General features: G+C 56.6%; 1 protein-coding gene and 1 pseudogene. Both read right to left on the bottom strand.

Translation table 11 applies throughout. The features are described from left to right. Positions 1-338: pseudogene (locus APH35_RS27975) on the bottom strand (dihydroorotase); the annotation flags it as partial. Further along, on the bottom strand, positions 335-611 hold a 277-nt coding region (locus tag APH35_RS29205), incomplete at its 5' end, for a M20/M25/M40 family metallo-hydrolase (protein ID WP_156341256.1). The gene APH35_RS29205 and the pseudogene APH35_RS27975, both read right to left, overlap by 4 nt.

Below are 611 nucleotides of genomic sequence, written 5' to 3'. Positions count from 1 at the left end.
TACTTCGCTTCCAAGGTTGCACGATCCAGCGCGGCTGGCTTGGTGTTCGGCATTTCCATGAAGCTGGTGATACCACCCGCTGCACAGGCGCGAGACTCACTGGCGATGTTAGCCTTGTGGGTCAAGCCAGGCTCCCGGAAGTGCACTTGATCATCAATCATTCCCGGTAACAACCACAGCCCAGTAGCGTCGATCAGTTCCTCTCCGGGCAGCTGTTCTAGGGCTTCGCCGATGGTATCGATGCGACCATTTCGCACTCGAAGATCACCGACCCAACGAAGTCCTTCATTGACCAGGGTTGCATTACGGATCAGCCAAGCGTTATCTCGAACGGTCATGGTTTCAGCTCCAATGTTGAGTGATACAGCACCTCTGTCGCTGCCAGGAAGTCGTCCAACCCCATCGCCTCGTGAGGGTTGTGGGACCCATGCTGGTTTCGGATGAAGATCATTGCGCTAGGGATGCCGACGTTTGCGAAAACCGCTGCGTCGTGGCCAGCACCACTAGGCGTGAGAACGCCTTTCCAACCCTTATCACGGGCTTGTCGAACGAAAATGTCCGTCCAGGGACCATGCATGGCTGCGGGGGCGGTATCGATCCGCTTGTCGAAC

This window comes from Pseudomonas sp. NBRC 111132 (assembly GCF_001320565.1).
GTDB classification, from domain to species: domain Bacteria; phylum Pseudomonadota; class Gammaproteobacteria; order Pseudomonadales; family Pseudomonadaceae; genus Aquipseudomonas; species Aquipseudomonas putida_P.
This window is presented reverse-complemented; position numbering and strand designations above follow the sequence as displayed.